The following is a 16,910-nucleotide window of genomic DNA, read 5'->3' on the forward strand; positions in this document are numbered from 1 at the left end:
CGCGCGATGGCGGTGCTGCGCTCCCTGGGTCGCTGGCTGCTCTGGCTCCTGCTCGCGGGCGCCGCGCTGCAGCTGTTCTTTCTCGCGCGCATCGCGCTCATGGCCGTGGTCGACCCGCAAAGCACCGCGTTCCAGCGCTCGGAGGCCTGGCGCATCGCGGTCAAGAGCGCGCGCCGCGACGGCGACTGGCGCTGGCGCCAGCAGTGGGTCGACGGCGGGCAGATCAGCCCGCACCTGTGGCGCGCGGTGGTGGCGTCCGAGGACGCGGGCTTCTTCCAGCACCGCGGCATCGAGTGGGAGGCCATCCAGCAGGCGCGGCAGAAGAACGAGCGCCGCCAGGAACTGGCCGAGCGCCGCGCCGCGCAGAACCCCGATCGGCCCGCGCGCGAGGCCAAGGTGGTGGGCGGCTCCACCATCACGCAGCAGCTCGCCAAGAACCTGCTGCTGTCGGGCGAGCGCACGCTGCTGCGCAAGGGCCAGGAGCTCGTGCTCTCGCTCATGCTCGAACTCGTGCTCGACAAGCGCCGCATCCTCGAGATCTACCTCAACAGCGTGGAATGGGGCGAGGGCGTGTTCGGCGCCGAGGCCGCCGCCCAGCGCTACTTCAACAAGCCCGCGAGCCGGCTCACGGCCTACGAGGCCGCGCGGCTCGCCGTGATGCTGCCCTCGCCCAAGTTCTTCGAGACCCGCCCCGGTTCGGCCTACCTGGCGCGCCGCGCCGGCACCATCGCCGCGCGCATGGGCGAGGTGCGCCTGCCATGAGACTCGCCGCCACCGCCGTCGGCTACTTCCTGCTCGGCCTGGTGCGCCTGCTCACGGGCGCGCAGGCGCGCTGGTACGGCTGCCCGCCCAAGGCCGAGCAGCGCATCTACTTCGCCAACCACCAGAGCCACGCCGACCTGGTGCTGATCTGGGCCGCGCTGCCCAAGGAGCTGCGCAGCATCACGCGCCCGATCGCGGCCAAAGACTACTGGACGGCCTCGCCCCTGAAGCGCTGGATCACCACCGAGGTGTTCAACGCGGTCTACGTGGAACGCGAGCGCAAGGGCGACGAAGACCCGCTCGCGCCGCTGATCGCGGCCCTGCAAAGCGGCGATTCGCTGATCCTGTTCCCCGAAGGCACGCGCGGCTTCGAGGAAGACCCGCAGCCCTTCAAGAGCGGCCTCTACAACCTGGCCACGCGCTTCCCCGACGTGGTGCTCGTGCCCACCTGGATCCACAACGTGCAGCGCGTGATGCCCAAGGGCGAGGTCGTGCCCGTGCCGGTGCTGTGCTCGGTCACCTTCGGCGAGCCCGTGAAGCCTGGCGCCGACGAGCCGCGCGCCGATTTCCTGGTGCGCGCGCGCGCCGCCGTCATGGCGCTGAGGGACGTCTGATGACCAGCTACCTGCGCAACCTCAGCGCCAACGAGCAGGTGGGTCTGCTGTTTCTGGTGCTGTTCGGCCTGCTCGCGCTGGTGTCGGTGGCGGGCGTGCTGCTGTCGCTGCGCGAGCGCCGCGCGCACGGCGACGACCTCGCGCTGGCCCAGCGCCGCCAGGACAACGCCGCGCTGCTCAACATCTCCTGGATCATGGCCCTCGTGTTCTGGGTCGGCTGGGTGCTCGGCGAGGGCGTGTCCATTGCGCTGTTCGGCATCCTCTCGTTCTTCGCGTTGCGCGAGTTCATCAGCCTCTCGCCCACGCGCCGCGGCGACCACCGCAGCCTGGTGCTGGCCTTCTTCGTGGTGCTGCCGCTGCAGTACGCGCTGGTGTGGAACGGCCACTTCAACCTGTTCACGGTGTTCATCCCGGTCTACGTGTTCCTGGCGCTGCCCGTGGTGAGCGCGCTGCGCAACGACCCGCAGCGCTTCCTCGAACGCAACGCCAAGCTGCAGTGGGGCATCATGGTCTGCATCTACGGCCTGAGCCACGTGCCTGCGCTGCTGCTGCTGCAGTTCCCGCGCTGGCTCGGCAACAACGCCTTCCTGGTGTTCTTCCTGGTGCTGGTGGTGCAGACCTGCATGCTGGTGCAGCACCTCGCGGCGCGCGGCCGTCGCAAGCCCGTGGCGCCGGCCATCAGTGCGAGCTTTCACTGGCAGAGCTGGGGCTGGGGCCTGCTCGCGGGCGGCCTGGTGGGCGGCCTGCTCGCGGGCGTCACGCCCTTCAAGCCGGTGCAGGCCGTGGCCATGGCGCTGGTGGCCTGCGTGGCGGGCACCGCGGGCCACCTGGTGATGAAGGCCATCAAGCGCGACCGCGGCGTGACGAACTGGGGCGGCGAGCGCCGCTCGGTCACGGGCGCCGCGGGCCTGCTCGACCGCGTCGATGCGCTGTGCTTCGCCGCGCCCGTGTTCTTCCACGCGCTGCGCGCGGCAACGCCCCTGCTATGAGGATCCTCGGCATCGACCCCGGCCTGCAGTGCACCGGCTTCGGCGTGCTCGACACCGACGGCCCGCGGCTGCACTACGTGGCCAGCGGCACCATCCGCACCAGCCCCGCTGACGGCGCGCTGCTGCCCGCGCGCCTGAAGGTGCTGTTCGACGGCATCGGCGAGGTGGTGCGGCGCTACCAGCCCGAGGTCGCGGCCTGCGAGATCGTGTTCGTCAACGTGAACCCGCAGGCCACGCTGCTGCTGGGCCAGGCGCGTGGGGCCTGCCTCACCGCGCTGGTGGCCAACGGCCTGAACGTGGCCGAGTACACCGCGCTGCAGCTCAAAAAGGCCGTGGCCGGCCACGGCCGCGCCAACAAGGAGCAGATGCAGGAGATGGTCAAGCGCCTGCTGCAGCTGCCCGGCCTGCCCGGCAAGGACGCGGCCGACGCCCTGGGCCTGGCGATCACGCACGCGCAGGTGGCGCGCACCACCGCGGCCATCGAACGCGTGGCGCCGCTGCGCGCGCGCACGCACGCGGCGTACAAGGGCGGCCGGAACTACTGATGCCCCCACGCTCCGCCGCTGCGCGGGTCGCTGCCCCCCGAGGGGGCTGACCCGGCTTGGGGCGGCCCGGCGCCGGGTCGAACCGAGGCCGCGCGACTAATGCCGCGACGGGCGTTTGACCATAGGGGTTTTCCGGCGCGGCGCCGGACCGTGCATACGGAACCGCCTGGGGTATGGCCCCCACGCATGGGGGCCTTTCGATAACCCAGGGAGCCCATGCCATGAACAAAGATGCAGCCGCCAGCGGCAGGCCTCGCCGCCTCAGCGCGTCCCACCGCGACACCCTATCGCAGAGCACGACGCCCAGCCCCGTCGTCCACCGCAAGCCCCGCAACCCGCACGGGCGCCAGACCACCCCCGCCTCGGTGCCGCCGCTGCTTCACGCAGCGCCGAACCCGATCGAGCCGCGCCCGGCCAGCCCCGGGCCCTCGTCCTCGCTCACGCCGCCGTCCCCCGAGGCCTTGCCCGTCGCCAGCGAATGGCGCTACGTCGCGTTCGACGCCGCGCACGGCGTGGCCACGGTGCGCCTCGGCAGCAGCGTGGAAGGCCTGCGCGAGGTCGCTGGACTGCTCGAAGCGGCGCTCGCGCAACGGCTGAGGACCAGCACCGCGAAGCCCTCGGGCATCTGCGCGGCCGCCGATGCCCTGGGCGGCTTCCTGCTCGCGTTTCGCCCTTGCGCCGACACGGTCCGGCGCCTGATCGGGAGCGAGGACCTGTGGTGGCAACTGGCCGAGGCATCGGCAGACACTTTCGAGCTGTCCGACGGGCCGGGTGCGTCATCTCCCCCTGGCGTGAGGTTCGCGCGCCAGCAGCGCACCGGGCCGGTGGCGGCGCTGGTGAGCGCCCTGATCGATTGCGGCGATCAGCCGCAGGCCGCAGAGGTCTTCAAGGCCTGCACGGACACGGACTTCCGCCAGCGCGTGCTCGACAAGCTCGAACTCGACCAGACCAGACCGCTGGCCCGGCTGCAAGACCCGGGCCCTTTCAGCGCGGCGCTCGCCGATGTCCCGCTCTCAGGCTCGCGCCTGTCGCTGCCGCGATCGGGGCGCTCGTCGCGGCGCCAGGGTTCGCGCGAAGCCTCCCGTTCGCCCCACCAGGTCCCGCAGCCACGGCGCTCCAGCCAGAACCTGCGCGAGACCTTCGTGCCGCCATGGAAGACCGAGGCCGTCCTGCGCGGCCTGCGCGAGCGGCTGGACCCTGTCTGCGGGCCGCGCGGCTGGCATGTCGACAACGCGGACGGCGGCATCCGCCTGGTCGCGTTCCAGGCCGATGCCCGGTTTCCCGCCGACCTGCTGCTCGAGGTGGTCGAGCGCTTGCAGATCGAGCCCGGCACCGAGCAGCTCCATCTCGACGTCATCGAAACCCTGCAGCAGGGCCTGGAGCAGGACCCGGGCTTGCCGGCCTGGCGCGACGAGGACCCGCAGGTGATGGGCGCCCTGCAGCACCTGCAGGCCAGCTGCGCCGCCGCCTACCGGGCGGCCCTGGCCCGGGGCGACATGCCCGGCGCGTCCAAGGCCTTGCACACCCTGGAGGGCGTGTTCCGCCTGACGGACGCGCACCCCGAGGCGCTGCGCACGCTCGAAGCCGAGCTCGTGGGCGGGCTGCTGGTCGAGGCCTTGAACCGGCGCGACGCCGCCGCGGCCGACCGGCTGCTGCCGCTGCTGGTCCGGATCGAAGACGCTGCGGTCGTCTTCTGCGACGTGCTCGGCAAGGCCGCCGGCGCCTGCACAACCGCCGCCGACGCCCTGGCCCTGATTGCCATGGTCACCCGCTTCCTCACGAGCAACCCGGACCCGGACATCGAGCGCGACTGCGGCGTGCTCGCCAACCTCGTGCTGCGGTACTGGCCCGGCGAATTCCAGCCCCTGCTGAAGCCGGGCAGCGCCGCGCCCAGGCCCGACGCACCGCCCGGCGACAGCGCGGCCACCGAGCGACTGGCGCAGTGGATCTGGCTGTGCCGCAGCCTGAACACCGCCTTCGACTGGACCCAGGCGCCGGCCTTGAGAGACTACTGCGGCCACCGCTGGAGCAAGGGCTTCGAACTCGCGCTGCCGATCAAGCGCCTGCAGGCGCTGCACGGCAAGCCCGAGCTGCCACCCGACCGCGACGCCATCGAAGCCGCCCTGGTCGACCAGGTGCAACAGCTCCCTCCCGACGCGCAGGCGCGCCTGCTCTACAGCCTGCATGGCCCCGACGGCCTGCGCCTCTACTCGGACAGCGCGCCCGACCCGCTGCTCGAGGGCCTGCTGTTCTGGTGCCGGGAAGCGGGCGACACCGCGGTGCTGCTGAACCACCTCGAACAGCAGCGCCACCGCGTGCCGCCCTTGTTCAGGGCCATGCTCGATGCCTTGGCGAAAGCGCCGCCGACCGAATGGCGCGCACCGCTCGGCGCGCTGCTGGCGCAGGTCGCGCGCCATGTGGTGCCGGCCGCTGTGGGCGAGGCGCTCATGCGGTTCATCACGGCCCGCCTCGCGGCATCGCGAGCCAAGGACATCAACGCCCTGCTGCCGGTCGTGGCCCCGCTGCTGCCCCGCGTGCACCGGCAGGCGTCCGTGGCGCTGACCAAGCTCGTGGACCCGCTGCGCCTGCGCAGGGACGAGCTCGCCCACTTCTGCCGCCACCTGGTCTTCGCGTCGCAGGACGATTTCCTGAACTGGTTCAAAGGCTTCTACAGCGACCCGCGCCGCGACGGGCTGATCCGCCTGCTGCGCGGCTGGCTCAAGGAACACCCCGACACCAGCGACAGCCCCTGGCGGCTCTGGGACACCGTGCAAGCGGCCGTGTTCGAAATGCAGAAGGCGCAGGCCGCGCACTGAAGCGCCTGTCGCCGTCCGCCGGCAGCCCCGCGGCAGCGGGGCGTTCATCCATCCCAGGGAGTCACCACCATGCACAAGAGCGGGCGCAACGTTTTTCATGTGGACCAGAGCGGCAACGGAAGCCCCATCGTCATCGCCAAGGCCCCGGGGCGGCGGCAACCCAGGCCGGTCACCTCGGTCTCGCAACCGCCGCCCTCGACCCCTTCGCCTGAAGCGCAGGACACGCCGCCTCCGCACAGCGCCCTGGCGCACGTCACCTGGTTCCCCGACGCGCACCGGGCCAGCGTGAACATCCAGAGCACCCGCGCCGACAGCGAGGCCATCGCCTACGCGGTCCAGGCCAGGCTCAACGAGTCGATCGCCCACACCACGGAGAGCCACGGCCAGGCCACCTGCGCTGTGGCCGATGCGCTGCTGGCGTTCGTTGCCGCCTTCCAGCTGCCGTTCATGACGGCCAGCCACCTGATCGAGGACGACGCGGTGTGGGACGCACTGCGCGGCTGCGAGGCGGCGAGCTTCGAGCTCGCCCCTGCGCTGCACGACGCCGAGGGCGCCGCCGTCCGGTTCGTGCGGCTGGACGAGACCCACCCGGACGGCTACAAGGCACTCGCGACCCTCCTGCGCGTGCTGCTGGCCAACGAGGAAATCGATTGGGCCGTGCGCGTCTTCGGCGCCTGCGGGAGCAGTGCGCTGCGCGCCCAGGTCAGGGCCCGTCTGCCGCTCGCGCATCGGCATCGCTTCGGCGAGCCTGGCGTCGCGGACCCGGGCCCGGTGGAGCCTGCGCGCGACAGGCCGCAACGCTCGCGCTCCAACCCCATCGTGCAGCAGGAGTGGCGCGCGAGCCGGCACGCGCCGCCTTCGGGGCGCCACTCCCCGGTGCGCAGCAAGGAAACCTCGCCGCGGGCCGGTGCGCCCAGCCACTGGCGCCGAAGCCGCACCTTGAGCGTTCGGGTGGACGCCGCGACCAAGGCCATGTCCACACTGAACGCCCTGAAGGACAAACTCAGCCCGGACGTGCAGACCCAATGGCTGCTCCGGCTCGACGCCAACGACCGCATCGATGCGGTCGCGAGCCTGCCCGAGCTTCCGCTGACGCTCGACGCCTTGCTGCAGATCAGCGAACGGCTGGACCTCTCGAACGACACCGCGCACCTGTACCTGCCCCTCATCGCCACCCTGCTGCGGCATTGGCCGCCCGAACTGGCGCTGTGCGCGCCCGACACAGCCCCGCAGTTGGCGCGCGCCCTGCAGCACCTGCAGGCCATCTGCGACACCGCTTTCCAGGGCGCACCCGCGCGCGGCGACCTGCTGGCCATCGAGCAGGCCTTCGAGGCCCTGGGCCTGGTGTTCGACCGGCGCGCAGACCCGATCCAGGTGCGCGAACTGCACCGCAGCCGCGTCGTGGGCGAGGCGCTGCAGATGGCCTTGATCGGCGGCTGCGGCGCACCCACGGTCGTGTGCCTGCTGCAACTGCTGGCGCCGATCGAGGCGCCGGGCGCCATCGTGCGCATCCTGACCGCAACGGCCAAGACCTTCACCACCGCCCGGGAGGCGCTGGCCCTGCTCGCGCCGGTCGCGGCATTCCTGGCCGCCGACGACTGCTCACTGCCCTGGGAAAAGCAGGAGCCGTTCACCGACCTGCTGCTCGACCGACTGCCCAGGGCCTTCATGCGTTTGCTCGTGCCGGACGCCCCGCGCGGCGGCAGCGGCGGGCGCAACGCCCCCGAAGACGCGGCCACCGTGGCCCGCCTTGCGCAGTGGGTGTGGCTGGCCAGCAGCCTGCGGTCGGACGCCGACGGGTCGCAGCGGCCCGCGCTGGCGGCCTACTGGCGGCAACGGCTGGCCGACAAACCCGAGGCCCGCCTGTGCCTGCGCCGGCTGGGCCGCTTGTGCGCCGCCACGCCGGCCGAGGACGGGACACCCGGCGCGATGACAGACATCCGCGGGCAGCTGCAGCAGCAGCTCGACGCGCTGCCCACCGACCTGAAGCTCGCGCTGGCCTTCGTCGATCCGGGGCCACAGGGCCTGAACCTCGACGAAGCGGGTCACTTTCGCGTCGGCTGCCGCGCCGGATGGCTGTTGAACGATCCCAGGGCCCGCCACGTGGGCCTGCGCCTGCTGCAGTGGCACCTGCGGCACCAGCGGCTGGCGGTCGACGAGGCCCTGGCACGCGCGCTGCTGCACTGGGCCGAGGCGCCAGACGACACCACCGCCCTCGAATTCGCGCAGCCCTTGCGGCGCGACCGCGAAATCGGTCCCCTGGTGTCGGCGCTGTTCAAGGCCATGCTCAAGGCCTTGACGCAGCACGACCGCGACGCGTGGACCCCGGCCCAGGCCAGCGTGGTCGCGGCCCTGGCCCGGGGCGTCGAACCACCGTCGGTGACGGCGCAACTGATCGTCTTCATGGGCGATTACCTGGGCCGCCGGCGCGAGGCGTCGGCAGACCCGTCCGCGGCCAACGTCAACCTCGACGCCCTGCTGCCTTCGTTGATCCCGCTGCTGCCGTTGGCCCACAGCGCCGCGTCGATCGAGCTGCTGCGCGGCCTGTCGTTCGACGGGCCCACCCCGGACCAGTGGGCCGCGATCGGCACCCGGCTGGTGTTTGCCCACCCCGCCGACTTCGAGGGCTGGTACCAGGCCGTGAACCTCTACGTGCTGGACACCTCGATGCTCGAGATGCTCTCGGCCTGGCTGATGACGCACCCCATGCTGGACCGCCCGAGCGGGTCGCCGGGGTCGCCAGGGTCGCAGGCGTCGCTGGGGCCGTTGCGCCTGGCCGTCTCCGGCGCGCACGATCGCCTGCTGGCCAGGCAGTACAAGCCGGTGTGAGCGCGCGGGCGGCTACAGCAGCCGCTCGAGCACCAGCACCCCGAAGAAGCCCAGCGCCGCCAGGATGGTCCACTTGAGGATCACCAGTCCCCACTGCCGGTAGCGCGCCTGGCCCGTGCCCACGTAGAACGCGAAGCACACGCCCGCCGCGAGCAGCAGCAGCATGACGGTCCAGCGAAAGAGCAGCATCGGGGGGCTCGCGCCACGCTCACCAGGCGGGCGCGACCTGGGCGAAGCCGCGCGGGGCTTCGCGTTCGTTGTCGAAGCTCACGATCTCGTAGGCCTCGGGCCGCGCGAGCAGCGCGCGCAGCAGCTGGTTGTTCATGGCGTGACCGCTGCGGAAGGCGCTGTACGCGGCCAGCAGCGGCTTGCCCACGATGTAGAGGTCGCCCATGGCGTCGAGGATCTTGTGCTTGGCGAACTCGTCGCCATAGCGCAGGCCGTCGGCATTGAGCACCTTCACGTCGTCCATCACGATGGCGTTGTCCAGGCCGCCCCCGAGCGCAAGGCCGTGCGAGCGCATCATCTCGACGTCTTTGGTGAAGCCGAAGGTGCGCGCGCGCGCGATCTCGCGCGCGTAGTTGCCGCTGCCGAGGTCGAACGACACGCGCTGGCCCGAAGCGTTCACCGCGGGGTGGTCGAACTCGATCTCGAAGCTGAGCTTGTAGCCGTGGTAGGGCTCGAGCCGCGCCCACTTGAGGCTGCGGCCCTCGCCTTCGCGCACCTCCACGGGCTGCGTGACGCGGATGAAGCGCTTGGGCGCGTTCTGCGCCACGATGCCCGCGCTTTGCAGCAGGTACACGAACGAGGCCGAGGAGCCGTCGAGGATGGGCACCTCTTCGGCCGTGATGTCGATGAGCACGTTGTCCAGGCCCAGGCCGGCGCAGGCGCTCATGAGGTGTTCGATGGTGTGCACCTTGGCACCGCCGTTGGCGATGGTGGACGCCAGCCGCGTGTCGCTCACCGAGGTGGCGCTCACGGGAATGTCGACCGGCTGGGGCAGGTCGACGCGGCGGAAGACGATGCCGGTGTCGGGCGCTGCCGGGCGCAACGTGAGCTCCACGCGCTGACCGCTGTGCAGGCCCACGCCCACCGCCTTGGTCAGGGATTTGAGGGTTCGTTGCGCAAGCATCCCCGGATTGTAGGTTTTCGCCCTTTGGAACACGGTGAGAAATGGTGATGGGCTTGATAGGGACCTGTTTCTCTGTCTTTCTCCGGCCATACCGGTCGGCGACGGTCGGGGGAGAGGCCTCCGCCGACCTTGTTGGCACGCGATGCAGGCGCACTCCAGCGTCACTTCAAGCTCGCGAGTGTCGTGTGCTCTGCGTAGCGACATAAAGGAGGAGGCCCGCGCAGCGGGCCGGGGGACAGTCGCGGAGCAGAGTACCCGGCGATCGCGAGCGTTCGCGAGGTGCAGGAGCGAAACGCTCCCACGTACTCAGTCAGCCTGCTTGCGCAGGAAGGCCGGGATCTCGAAATCGTCCATGCCGCCCGAGGCCAGCGCGTCGACCTTGGCCGCGGCCTGGGTGCGGTTGGTGCGCCAGACGCTGGGCACGGCCATGTGCTGGTAGTCGGGCTGGGCCACGCCGGCGCTGGCGCCCATGCCGCCCGCGCCCGGGCCGCCCACGGCCTGGTTCACGGTGGGCACGTGGAAGGGCGTGTTGTCGGTGCCGGTGCGCAGCACCTGCAGCGGCGGCGCGGTGCGGCGCGCGCCCTGGCGGCTCAGGCCGGTGGCGACCACGGTCACGCGCATCTCGTCGCCCAGGCTGTCGTCGTAGGCGGCGCCGTAGATCACGTGCGCTTCGGGCGAGGCGTAGGCGCGGATGGTGTTCATCGCGAGCTTGGATTCCGACAGCTTGAGCGAGCCCTTGGCCGCGGTGACCAGCACCAGCACGCCCTTGGCGCCCGAGAGGTCGATGCCTTCGAGCAGCGGGCAGGCCACGGCCTGCTCGGCGGCGATGCGCGCGCGGTCGGGGCCGGCCGCGGTGGCCGTGCCCATCATGGCCTTGCCGGGTTCGCCCATCACGGTGCGCACGTCTTCGAAGTCGACGTTGACGTTGCCGTACTCGTTGATGATCTCGGCGATGCCGCCGACGGCGTTCTTGAGCACGTCGTTGGCCTGGGCGAAGGCCTCGTCCTGGGTGATGTCGTCGCCGTACACCTCGAGCAGCTTCTCGTTGAGCACCACGATCAGCGAGTCGACGTTGGCCTCGAGCTCGGCCAGGCCGTTGTCGGCGTTGGTCATGCGGCGGCCGCCTTCCCAGTCGAAGGGCTTGGTGACCACGCCCACGGTGAGGATGCCCATTTCCTTGGCCACGCGCGCGATCACGGGCGCCGCGCCGGTGCCGGTGCCGCCGCCCATGCCGGCGGTGATGAACAGCATGTGCGCGCCCTGAATGCACTCGCGGATCTGGTCGACCGCGCCTTCGGCGGCCTCGCGGCCCTTCTCGGGCTTGCTGCCCGCGCCCAGGCCGGTCACGCCGAGCTGGATGGTCTTGTGCGCGGCGCTGCGCGAGAGCGCCTGCGCGTCGGTGTTGGCGCAGATGAATTCCACGCCCTGCACCTGGCGCGCGATCATGTGCTCGACCGCGTTGCCGCCGCCGCCGCCCACGCCGATGACCTTGATCTGGGTGCCCATGTTGAATTCTTCGACTTCGATCATTTCGATGCTCATTTCGGTGCTCCTTGTGCAGTTGCCTGTTTGTCTGTGGATGTCTGAGTAGCCTGGGAAATCGGGTTCGGTTCAGTCCGGCGGTCCGGTGCAACATCGTCGTCGCCGTCGCGCGCCCGGGTCGAACCCGGGGGCGCCGAGGAACCGGCTCTGCCGGGCCTCTGGCGCCGCGCCCCTTGGGGGGTCACGCGGAGCGTGGCGGGGGGTGTTCATCAAAAGGTCCCCACGAACCAGTTCTTCACGCGCTCGAGCGCGCCCGACATCGAGCCCGCCTTCTGCGCCACCTTGTGGCCGCGCGCGCGCGCCAGGCGCGCTTCTTCGAGCAGGCCCATCACGGTCGAGGCGCGCGTCTGCGCCACCATGTCCGAGAGCGCGCTGGTGTAGTTGGGCACGCCGCGGCGCACCGGCTTGAGGAAGATGTCCTCGCCGAGTTCCACCATGCCGGGCATGACGGCGCTGCCGCCGGTGAGCACGATGCCGCTGGAGAGCATTTCTTCGTGGCCGCTGTCGCGCAGCACCTGCTGCACCAGCGAGAAGATTTCCTCCACGCGCGGCTCGATCACGCCGGCCAGGGCCTGCTTGCCCAGCAGGCGCGGGCCGCGGTCGCCCAGGCCGGGCACTTCCACCTGGGTGTCGGGGTCGGCCAGCAGCTGCTTGGCGCAACCGCTCTCCACCTTGATGTCTTCGGCGTCCTTCGTGGGCGTGCGCAGCGCCATGGCGATGTCGCTGGTGATCAGGTCGCCCGCGATCGGGATCACCGCGGTGTGGCGGATCGCGCCGCCCGAGAAGATCGCCACGTCGGTGGTGCCAGCGCCGATGTCCACCAGCGCCACACCGAGCTCCTTCTCGTCGTCGGTGAGCACGGCCTGGCTGCTGGCCAGCGGGTTGAGCATGAGCTGGTCGACCTCCAGGCCGCAGCGGCGCACGCACTTGATGATGTTCTCGGCCGCGCTCTGCGCGCCGGTGACGATGTGCACCTTGGCTTCGAGGCGGATGCCGCTCATGCCGATCGGCTCCTTCACCTCCTGGCCGTCGATCACGAACTCCTGCGGCTCCACCAGCAGCAGGCGCTGGTCCGTGGAGATGTTGATGGCCTTGGCGGTCTCGATCACGCGCGCCACGTCGGTGGCGCTGACCTCGCGGTCCTTGATGGCCACCATGCCGCTGCTGTTGATGCCGCGGATGTGGCTGCCGGTGATGCCGGTGTAGACGCGCGCGATGCGGCAGTCGGCCATCAGCTCGGCCTCTTTCAAGGCCTGCTGGATGCTCTGCACGGTCGCGTCGATGTTGACCACCACGCCGCGCTTGAGCCCATGGCTGGCGGCCACGCCCAGGCCCGCGAGCTTGAGCGTGCCGCCGTTCTGCACCTCGGCCACCACCACCATGATCTTGGCGGTGCCGATGTCGAGTCCGACGACGAGGTCCTTGTATTCCTTGGCCATGATGTGTGGAGGCTTCTTTACCGGTGTGAGGGGGTGCGGACGGGTTGTTCGGTGGTCGTGACGCCGCGCACGCGCAGCGCATAGCCGTTGGGGTAGCGCAGGTCCACGCTTTGCAGCGCGCCGGCGTAGCGCTCGGTGAGCTGCGGCAGCGTGGCGGTGAAGCGCTGCACGCGCGCCACGAGTTCGTCGGGCGTGCCGCGGCCGATCTCGATCACGGCGCCGCTGTGCAGGCGAGCGCGCCAGCTGCCGCGCTCGCCGAGTTCGAGCCGGTCCAGGCCGAGCTCGAGGCGCGCGAACACGGGTTCGAGCGCCTGGTACAGCGCCCAGATCTCGGCCGAACGGTCGGCCGGGCCCGCGAGCTCGGGCAGGTAGTCGGCGTCATCGGGGCTGGCCTCGAAGACCTCGCCCAGGGTGTTCACGAGCTCGCCCGAGCCGGTGTCGCCCCACCAGGCCACGGGCCGGTGCTCTTCGAGCGTGATGCGCAGGCGGTTGGGGAATTCGCGCTGCACCACCGCGCGGCGCACCCAGGGCACCTGCTCGAACAGCGCGCGCACCTGCTGCAGGTCGACGCTGAGGAAGCTCGACGACAGGCGCGTGCGCATCTGCGAGGCCAGTTGTGCGCGCAGCGTGACCACGCTCTGGTGTGCGACGTCGCCGTGCACGCTGATGGCCTTGACGGTCCAGACCGGGTGGCGCACCGCCCAGGTGCCCACGCCCACCAGCGCGAAGAGCGCGAACACGCCCAGCAGAAGCTGGGTGGCCACGGCCATCAGCTTCACGTCCAGGGGCAGTTCGGTGCTCGTCGCCATGGTCGGGGCTTACGCGTTGTCCAGTGCCGCGGCGGCCAGCAGGCGCACGCACAGGTCTTCGTAGCTGATGCCGGCCGCGCGCGCGGACATGGGCACCAGCGAGTGGCCGGTCATGCCGGGCGAGGTGTTGATCTCGAGCAGGTAGGGCTTGCGCGTGGCGGCGTCGATCATCACGTCGGCGCGCGCCCAGCCGCGGCAGTCCAGCGTCTGGAAGGCCTTGAGCACCAGCAGCTGGATCGCGGCCTCCTCGCCCGCGGGCAGGCCGCAGGGCACGAGGTATTTCGTGTCGTCGGTGAAGTACTTGTTCTGGTAGTCGTAGTTGCCGTCGGGCGCCACGATGCGGATCACCGGCAGCGCCTGCGCCTGCGCGCCCGTGCCCAGCACCGGGCAGGTGACCTCGTCGCCCGCGATGAACTGCTCGCACATCACCATCGGGTCCTGTTTGGCGGCGAGCGCGTAGGCGGCGTCGCACTGGTCGATGCGGGTGACCTTGGTGAGGCCGATGGTGGAGCCCTCGCGCACGGGCTTGACAATCATGGGCGCGCCCAGGGCCTCGAAGGCGGCGCGCGTGTCGGCGGCGCTGCGCACCTGGCGCCAGGCCGGCGTGGGCAGGCCCTCGGCGATCCAGATGCGCTTGGTCATGAGCTTGTCCATGGCCACCGCCGAGGCCATCACGCCCGGGCCGGTGTAGGGAATGCCCTGCAGTTCGAGCGCGCCCTGCACCGTGCCGTCTTCGCCGAAGCGGCCGTGCAGCGCGATGAAGCAGCGCTGGAAGCCGTCGCGCTTGAGTTCGCCGATGTCGCGTTCGGCGGGGTCGAAGGCGTGGGCGTCCACGCCCTTGGCGCGCAGGGCCTGCAGCACGCCCGTGCCCGACATCAGCGAGACCTCGCGCTCGGCGGAACGCCCGCCCATGAGCACGGCCACCTTGCCGAACGACTTCACATCCACCGGGGTCTTCTCCATGGCCTCTTTCACGCCTTGTGCGCCTGCGCGCGTTCAATGATCTGTCCGGCCACCGCGCCGATGGTGCCGGCGCCCATGCACAGCACCACGTCGCCGTCACGGCCGTTGTCGAGCACCGCCTGCGGCATGGCGGCGATGTCGTCGACGAACACGGGTTCGACCTTGCCCGCCACGCGCAGCGCGCGCGCCAGCGAGCGGCCGTCGGCGGCCACGATGGGCGCCTCGCCGGCCGCGTAGACCTCGGCCAGCAGCACCGCATCGGCCTGGCCGATGACCTTCACGAAATCCTCGAAGCAGTCGCGCGTGCGGGTGTAGCGGTGCGGCTGGAAGGCCAGCACCAGCCGGCGACCCGGAAACGCGCCGCGCGCGGCCGCGAGCGTGGCGGCCATCTCCACCGGGTGGTGGCCGTAGTCGTCCACCACGGTGATCTGGCCGCCGCCGGGCAGCGTGGCCTCACCGTAGCGCTGGAAGCGCCGGCCCACGCCCTTGAAGCCCGCGAGCGCGCGCTGCACGGCGTCGTCGGGCACGTTGAGCTCGACCGCGATGCCGATGGCCGCAAGCGCATTGAGCACGTTGTGCCGGCCCGGCAGGTTGAGCACCACGTCCAGGTCGGGCAGCTGCACGCCGTTGCGGCGCTGCACCGTGAAGTGCATCTGCGCGCCCACCGCGCGCACGTTGAGCGCGCGCACCTGGGCGTCTTCGCTCATGCCATAGCTCGTGATGGGCCGCGCGATCTGCGGCAGGATCTCGCGCACCGCGGGGTCGTCCACGCAGACCACGGCCGCGCCGTAGAACGGCATCTTGTGCAGGAACTCCACGAACGCGGCCTTGAGGCGGCCGAAGTCGTGGCCGTAGGTGTCCATGTGGTCGGCGTCGATGTTGGTGATCACCGCGATCATGGGAAGCAGGTTCAGGAACGAGGCATCGGACTCGTCGGCCTCGACCACGATGTACTCGCCGCTGCCCAGCGCCGCGTTGGCGCCCGCGCTGTTGAGGCGGCCACCGATCACGAAAGTCGGGTCCATGCCGGCCTCGGCGAGCACGCTGGCCACCAGGCTGGTGGTGGTGGTCTTGCCGTGCGTGCCCGCAATGGCCACGCCCTTTTGCAGCCGCATCAGCTCGGCCAGCATCACGGCGCGCGGCACCACGGGGATGAGTTTGGCGCGCGCGGCCAGCACCTCGGGGTTGTCGGCCTTCACGGCGGTGGAGGTGACGATGGCGTCGGCGCCTTCGATGTGTTTCGCGTCGTGGCCCGCGTGCACCTGCGCGCCCAGCGCGGCCAGGCGGCGCGTGGCCGCGCTCTCGCCCAGGTCGCTGCCCGAGATGCGGTAGCCCTGGTTGAGCAGCACCTCGGCGATGCCGCTCATGCCGGCGCCGCCGATGCCGACGAAATGGATGTGGCGGATGGCGTGTTTCATGTCGTTCGTGCTCCGGCGAGTTCGACGCAGGCGTCGACCACGGCCTCCACCGCGCCGGTGCGCGCCACGCCGCGCGCCTTCTCGGCCATGGCCAGCAGCCGCTCGCGGTCGAGCGCGAGCAGCAGCGCCGAGAGCTTCTCGGGCGTGAGGCCGGCCTGGGGTTCGAGCCAGGCGGCGCCCGCGTCGACCAGGAAGCGCGCGTTGTGGGTCTGGTGGTCGTCCACCGCGGCGGGGAACGGCACCAGCACCGAGGCCGCGCCGACGGCGGCGAGTTCGGTCACGGTGCTCGCGCCGGCGCGGGCGATGACCACGTCGGCCTCGGCGAATGCGCTCGCGGTGTCGTCGATGAAAGGGGTCAGCTCGGCGTTCACACCGGCCGCGGCGTAGTTGGCGCGCAGCGCTTCGATCTGCTTCTCGCCACTCTGGTGCAGCACCAGCGGGCGCCGGTCTTCGGGCATGCGCGCGAGCGCCTGCGGCACCACGCGGTTGAGCGCCTGCGCGCCCAGGCTGCCGCCGACCACCAGCACCCGCAACGGACCGCTGCGGCCCGCGAAGCGCTCGGCCGGCGCGGGCTGGCGCAGGAAGGCCTCGCGCAGCGGATTGCCCACCCACTCGGCCTTGGCGAGCGCGTTCGGGAAGGCGCTGAAGCGCCGGTCGGCCACACCCGCGAGCACCTTGTTGGCCAGGCCGGCGACCGAGTTCTGTTCGTGCAGCACCAGCGGCTTGCCCAGCAGCACGCCCATCATACCGCCCGGGAAGGTGATGTAGCCGCCCAGGCCCACGAGCACGTCGGGCTGGACGCGGCGCACCACCTGCAGGCTTTGCCAGAAGGCGCGCAGCAGGTTCAGCGGCAGCAGCAGCTTGGTGAGCAGGCCCTTGCCACGCAGGCCGCCGAAGGCCACGGTCTCGAGCGGGAACCCGCGCGGCGGCACGAGGCGGCTTTCCATGCTGTCCGGCGCGCCCAGCCAGTGCACGCGCCAGCCGCGCGCGCGCAGCGCCTCGGCCACGGCCAGGCCCGGGAAGATGTGGCCGCCGGTGCCGCCGGCCATCAC

At 71.2% G+C, this 16,910-nt stretch carries 14 protein-coding genes; 6 read left to right on the top strand and 8 right to left on the bottom strand.

The features are described 5' to 3' along the window. The first annotated feature begins 15 nt into the window (after nucleotides 1-15). The 6 genes from mtgA to G9Q37_RS12605 all read left to right on the top strand — a co-directional run bounded on the left by mtgA (nucleotide 16) and on the right by G9Q37_RS12605 (nucleotide 8,555). Nucleotides 16-762: a monofunctional biosynthetic peptidoglycan transglycosylase gene (mtgA, locus tag G9Q37_RS12580; RefSeq protein WP_166231270.1), complete on the top strand. Its 747-nt coding sequence runs from the start codon at nucleotides 16-18 to the stop codon at nucleotides 760-762. Continuing rightward, nucleotides 759-1,376: a lysophospholipid acyltransferase family protein gene (locus tag G9Q37_RS12585; protein ID WP_166227520.1), complete on the top strand. Its 618-nt coding sequence runs from the start codon at nucleotides 759-761 to the stop codon at nucleotides 1,374-1,376. Before mtgA ends, G9Q37_RS12585 begins: the two co-directional genes overlap by 4 nt. Beyond that, on the top strand, nucleotides 1,376-2,365 hold the full coding sequence (locus G9Q37_RS12590) for a phosphatidate cytidylyltransferase (protein ID WP_166227521.1): 990 nt from the start codon (nucleotides 1,376-1,378) through the stop codon (nucleotides 2,363-2,365). The genes G9Q37_RS12585 and G9Q37_RS12590 overlap by 1 nt, the downstream gene beginning before the upstream one ends. Continuing rightward, the gene (gene ruvC, locus G9Q37_RS12595; RefSeq protein ID WP_166227522.1) at nucleotides 2,362-2,910 is read left to right on the top strand and encodes a crossover junction endodeoxyribonuclease RuvC; all 549 of its coding nucleotides are present in this window, start codon (nucleotides 2,362-2,364) and stop codon (nucleotides 2,908-2,910) included. The genes G9Q37_RS12590 and ruvC overlap by 4 nt, the downstream gene beginning before the upstream one ends. 221 nt (nucleotides 2,911-3,131) lie before the next feature. Further along, complete coding sequence (locus G9Q37_RS12600) at nucleotides 3,132-5,726, top strand: hypothetical protein (RefSeq protein WP_166227523.1); 2,595 nt, start codon at nucleotides 3,132-3,134, stop codon at nucleotides 5,724-5,726. Nucleotides 5,727-5,795: 69 nt separating this feature from the next. Then, the gene (locus G9Q37_RS12605) at nucleotides 5,796-8,555 is read left to right on the top strand and encodes a hypothetical protein (RefSeq protein WP_166227524.1); all 2,760 of its coding nucleotides are present in this window, start codon (nucleotides 5,796-5,798) and stop codon (nucleotides 8,553-8,555) included. A 12-nt stretch (nucleotides 8,556-8,567) separates the two neighbouring features. On the opposite strand, the gene G9Q37_RS12610 is transcribed toward G9Q37_RS12605, so the two are convergent. The 8 genes from G9Q37_RS12610 to murG all read right to left on the bottom strand — a co-directional run bounded on the left by G9Q37_RS12610 (nucleotide 8,568) and on the right by murG (nucleotide 16,907). After that, nucleotides 8,568-8,744 carry a hypothetical protein gene (locus tag G9Q37_RS12610; RefSeq protein ID WP_166227525.1) on the bottom strand — a complete coding sequence of 59 codons (177 nt, stop codon included), beginning with the start codon at nucleotides 8,742-8,744 and terminating at the stop codon, nucleotides 8,568-8,570. Nucleotides 8,745-8,763: 19 nt separating this feature from the next. Then, nucleotides 8,764-9,687, bottom strand: coding sequence for a UDP-3-O-acyl-N-acetylglucosamine deacetylase (gene lpxC / locus G9Q37_RS12615; protein ID WP_166227526.1), 924 nt, complete (start codon nucleotides 9,685-9,687; stop codon nucleotides 8,764-8,766). Nucleotides 9,688-9,993: 306 nt separating this feature from the next. Next, a complete protein-coding gene (gene ftsZ / locus G9Q37_RS12620) occupies nucleotides 9,994-11,229 on the bottom strand; it encodes a cell division protein FtsZ (protein ID WP_166227527.1) in 1,236 nt (411 codons plus the stop codon). Between the two features lie 209 nt (nucleotides 11,230-11,438). After that, nucleotides 11,439-12,668, bottom strand: a complete 1,230-nt coding sequence (gene ftsA, locus G9Q37_RS12625; RefSeq protein ID WP_166227528.1) for a cell division protein FtsA — start codon at nucleotides 12,666-12,668, stop codon at nucleotides 11,439-11,441. Between the two features lie 17 nt (nucleotides 12,669-12,685). After that, nucleotides 12,686-13,477 (bottom strand): cell division protein FtsQ/DivIB, encoded by a 792-nt coding sequence (locus G9Q37_RS12630; protein ID WP_166227529.1) that lies wholly within the window; start codon nucleotides 13,475-13,477, stop codon nucleotides 12,686-12,688. A 9-nt stretch (nucleotides 13,478-13,486) separates the two neighbouring features. Next, entirely contained in the window at nucleotides 13,487-14,440 is a 954-nt protein-coding gene (locus tag G9Q37_RS12635) for a D-alanine--D-alanine ligase (protein ID WP_166227530.1), read from the bottom strand. A gap of 8 nt (nucleotides 14,441-14,448) precedes the next feature. After that, complete coding sequence (gene murC / locus G9Q37_RS12640) at nucleotides 14,449-15,858, bottom strand: UDP-N-acetylmuramate--L-alanine ligase (protein WP_166227531.1); 1,410 nt, start codon at nucleotides 15,856-15,858, stop codon at nucleotides 14,449-14,451. Continuing rightward, the gene (gene murG, locus G9Q37_RS12645) at nucleotides 15,855-16,907 is read right to left on the bottom strand and encodes an undecaprenyldiphospho-muramoylpentapeptide beta-N-acetylglucosaminyltransferase (RefSeq protein WP_166231276.1); all 1,053 of its coding nucleotides are present in this window, start codon (nucleotides 16,905-16,907) and stop codon (nucleotides 15,855-15,857) included. Before murG ends, murC begins: the two co-directional genes overlap by 4 nt. Nucleotides 16,908-16,910 lie beyond the last annotated feature (3 nt).

Source organism: Hydrogenophaga crocea (genome assembly GCF_011388215.1).
In the GTDB taxonomy this organism is placed as follows: Bacteria; Pseudomonadota; Gammaproteobacteria; order Burkholderiales; family Burkholderiaceae_C; genus Hydrogenophaga; species Hydrogenophaga crocea.

What these genes read in the sequence shown, in the direction of transcription:
- murG (WP_166231276.1), bottom strand. Translation starts at nt 16,907, where the DNA reads ATGGCCGGCGGCACCGGCGGCCACATCTTCCCGGGCCTGGCCGTGGCC.
- G9Q37_RS12605 (WP_166227524.1), top strand. Translation starts at nt 5,796, where the DNA reads ATGCACAAGAGCGGGCGCAACGTTTTTCATGTGGACCAGAGCGGCAAC.
- G9Q37_RS12610 (WP_166227525.1), bottom strand. Translation starts at nt 8,744, where the DNA reads ATGCTGCTCTTTCGCTGGACCGTCATGCTGCTGCTGCTCGCGGCGGGC.
- G9Q37_RS12635 (WP_166227530.1), bottom strand. Translation starts at nt 14,440, where the DNA reads ATGGAGAAGACCCCGGTGGATGTGAAGTCGTTCGGCAAGGTGGCCGTG.
- G9Q37_RS12590 (WP_166227521.1), top strand. Translation starts at nt 1,376, where the DNA reads ATGACCAGCTACCTGCGCAACCTCAGCGCCAACGAGCAGGTGGGTCTG.
- murC (WP_166227531.1), bottom strand. Translation starts at nt 15,858, where the DNA reads ATGAAACACGCCATCCGCCACATCCATTTCGTCGGCATCGGCGGCGCC.
- G9Q37_RS12630 (WP_166227529.1), bottom strand. Translation starts at nt 13,477, where the DNA reads ATGGCGACGAGCACCGAACTGCCCCTGGACGTGAAGCTGATGGCCGTG.
- G9Q37_RS12600 (WP_166227523.1), top strand. Translation starts at nt 3,132, where the DNA reads ATGAACAAAGATGCAGCCGCCAGCGGCAGGCCTCGCCGCCTCAGCGCG.
- ruvC (WP_166227522.1), top strand. Translation starts at nt 2,362, where the DNA reads ATGAGGATCCTCGGCATCGACCCCGGCCTGCAGTGCACCGGCTTCGGC.
- ftsZ (WP_166227527.1), bottom strand. Translation starts at nt 11,229, where the DNA reads ATGAGCATCGAAATGATCGAAGTCGAAGAATTCAACATGGGCACCCAG.
- G9Q37_RS12585 (WP_166227520.1), top strand. Translation starts at nt 759, where the DNA reads ATGAGACTCGCCGCCACCGCCGTCGGCTACTTCCTGCTCGGCCTGGTG.
- lpxC (WP_166227526.1), bottom strand. Translation starts at nt 9,687, where the DNA reads ATGCTTGCGCAACGAACCCTCAAATCCCTGACCAAGGCGGTGGGCGTG.
- ftsA (WP_166227528.1), bottom strand. Translation starts at nt 12,668, where the DNA reads ATGGCCAAGGAATACAAGGACCTCGTCGTCGGACTCGACATCGGCACC.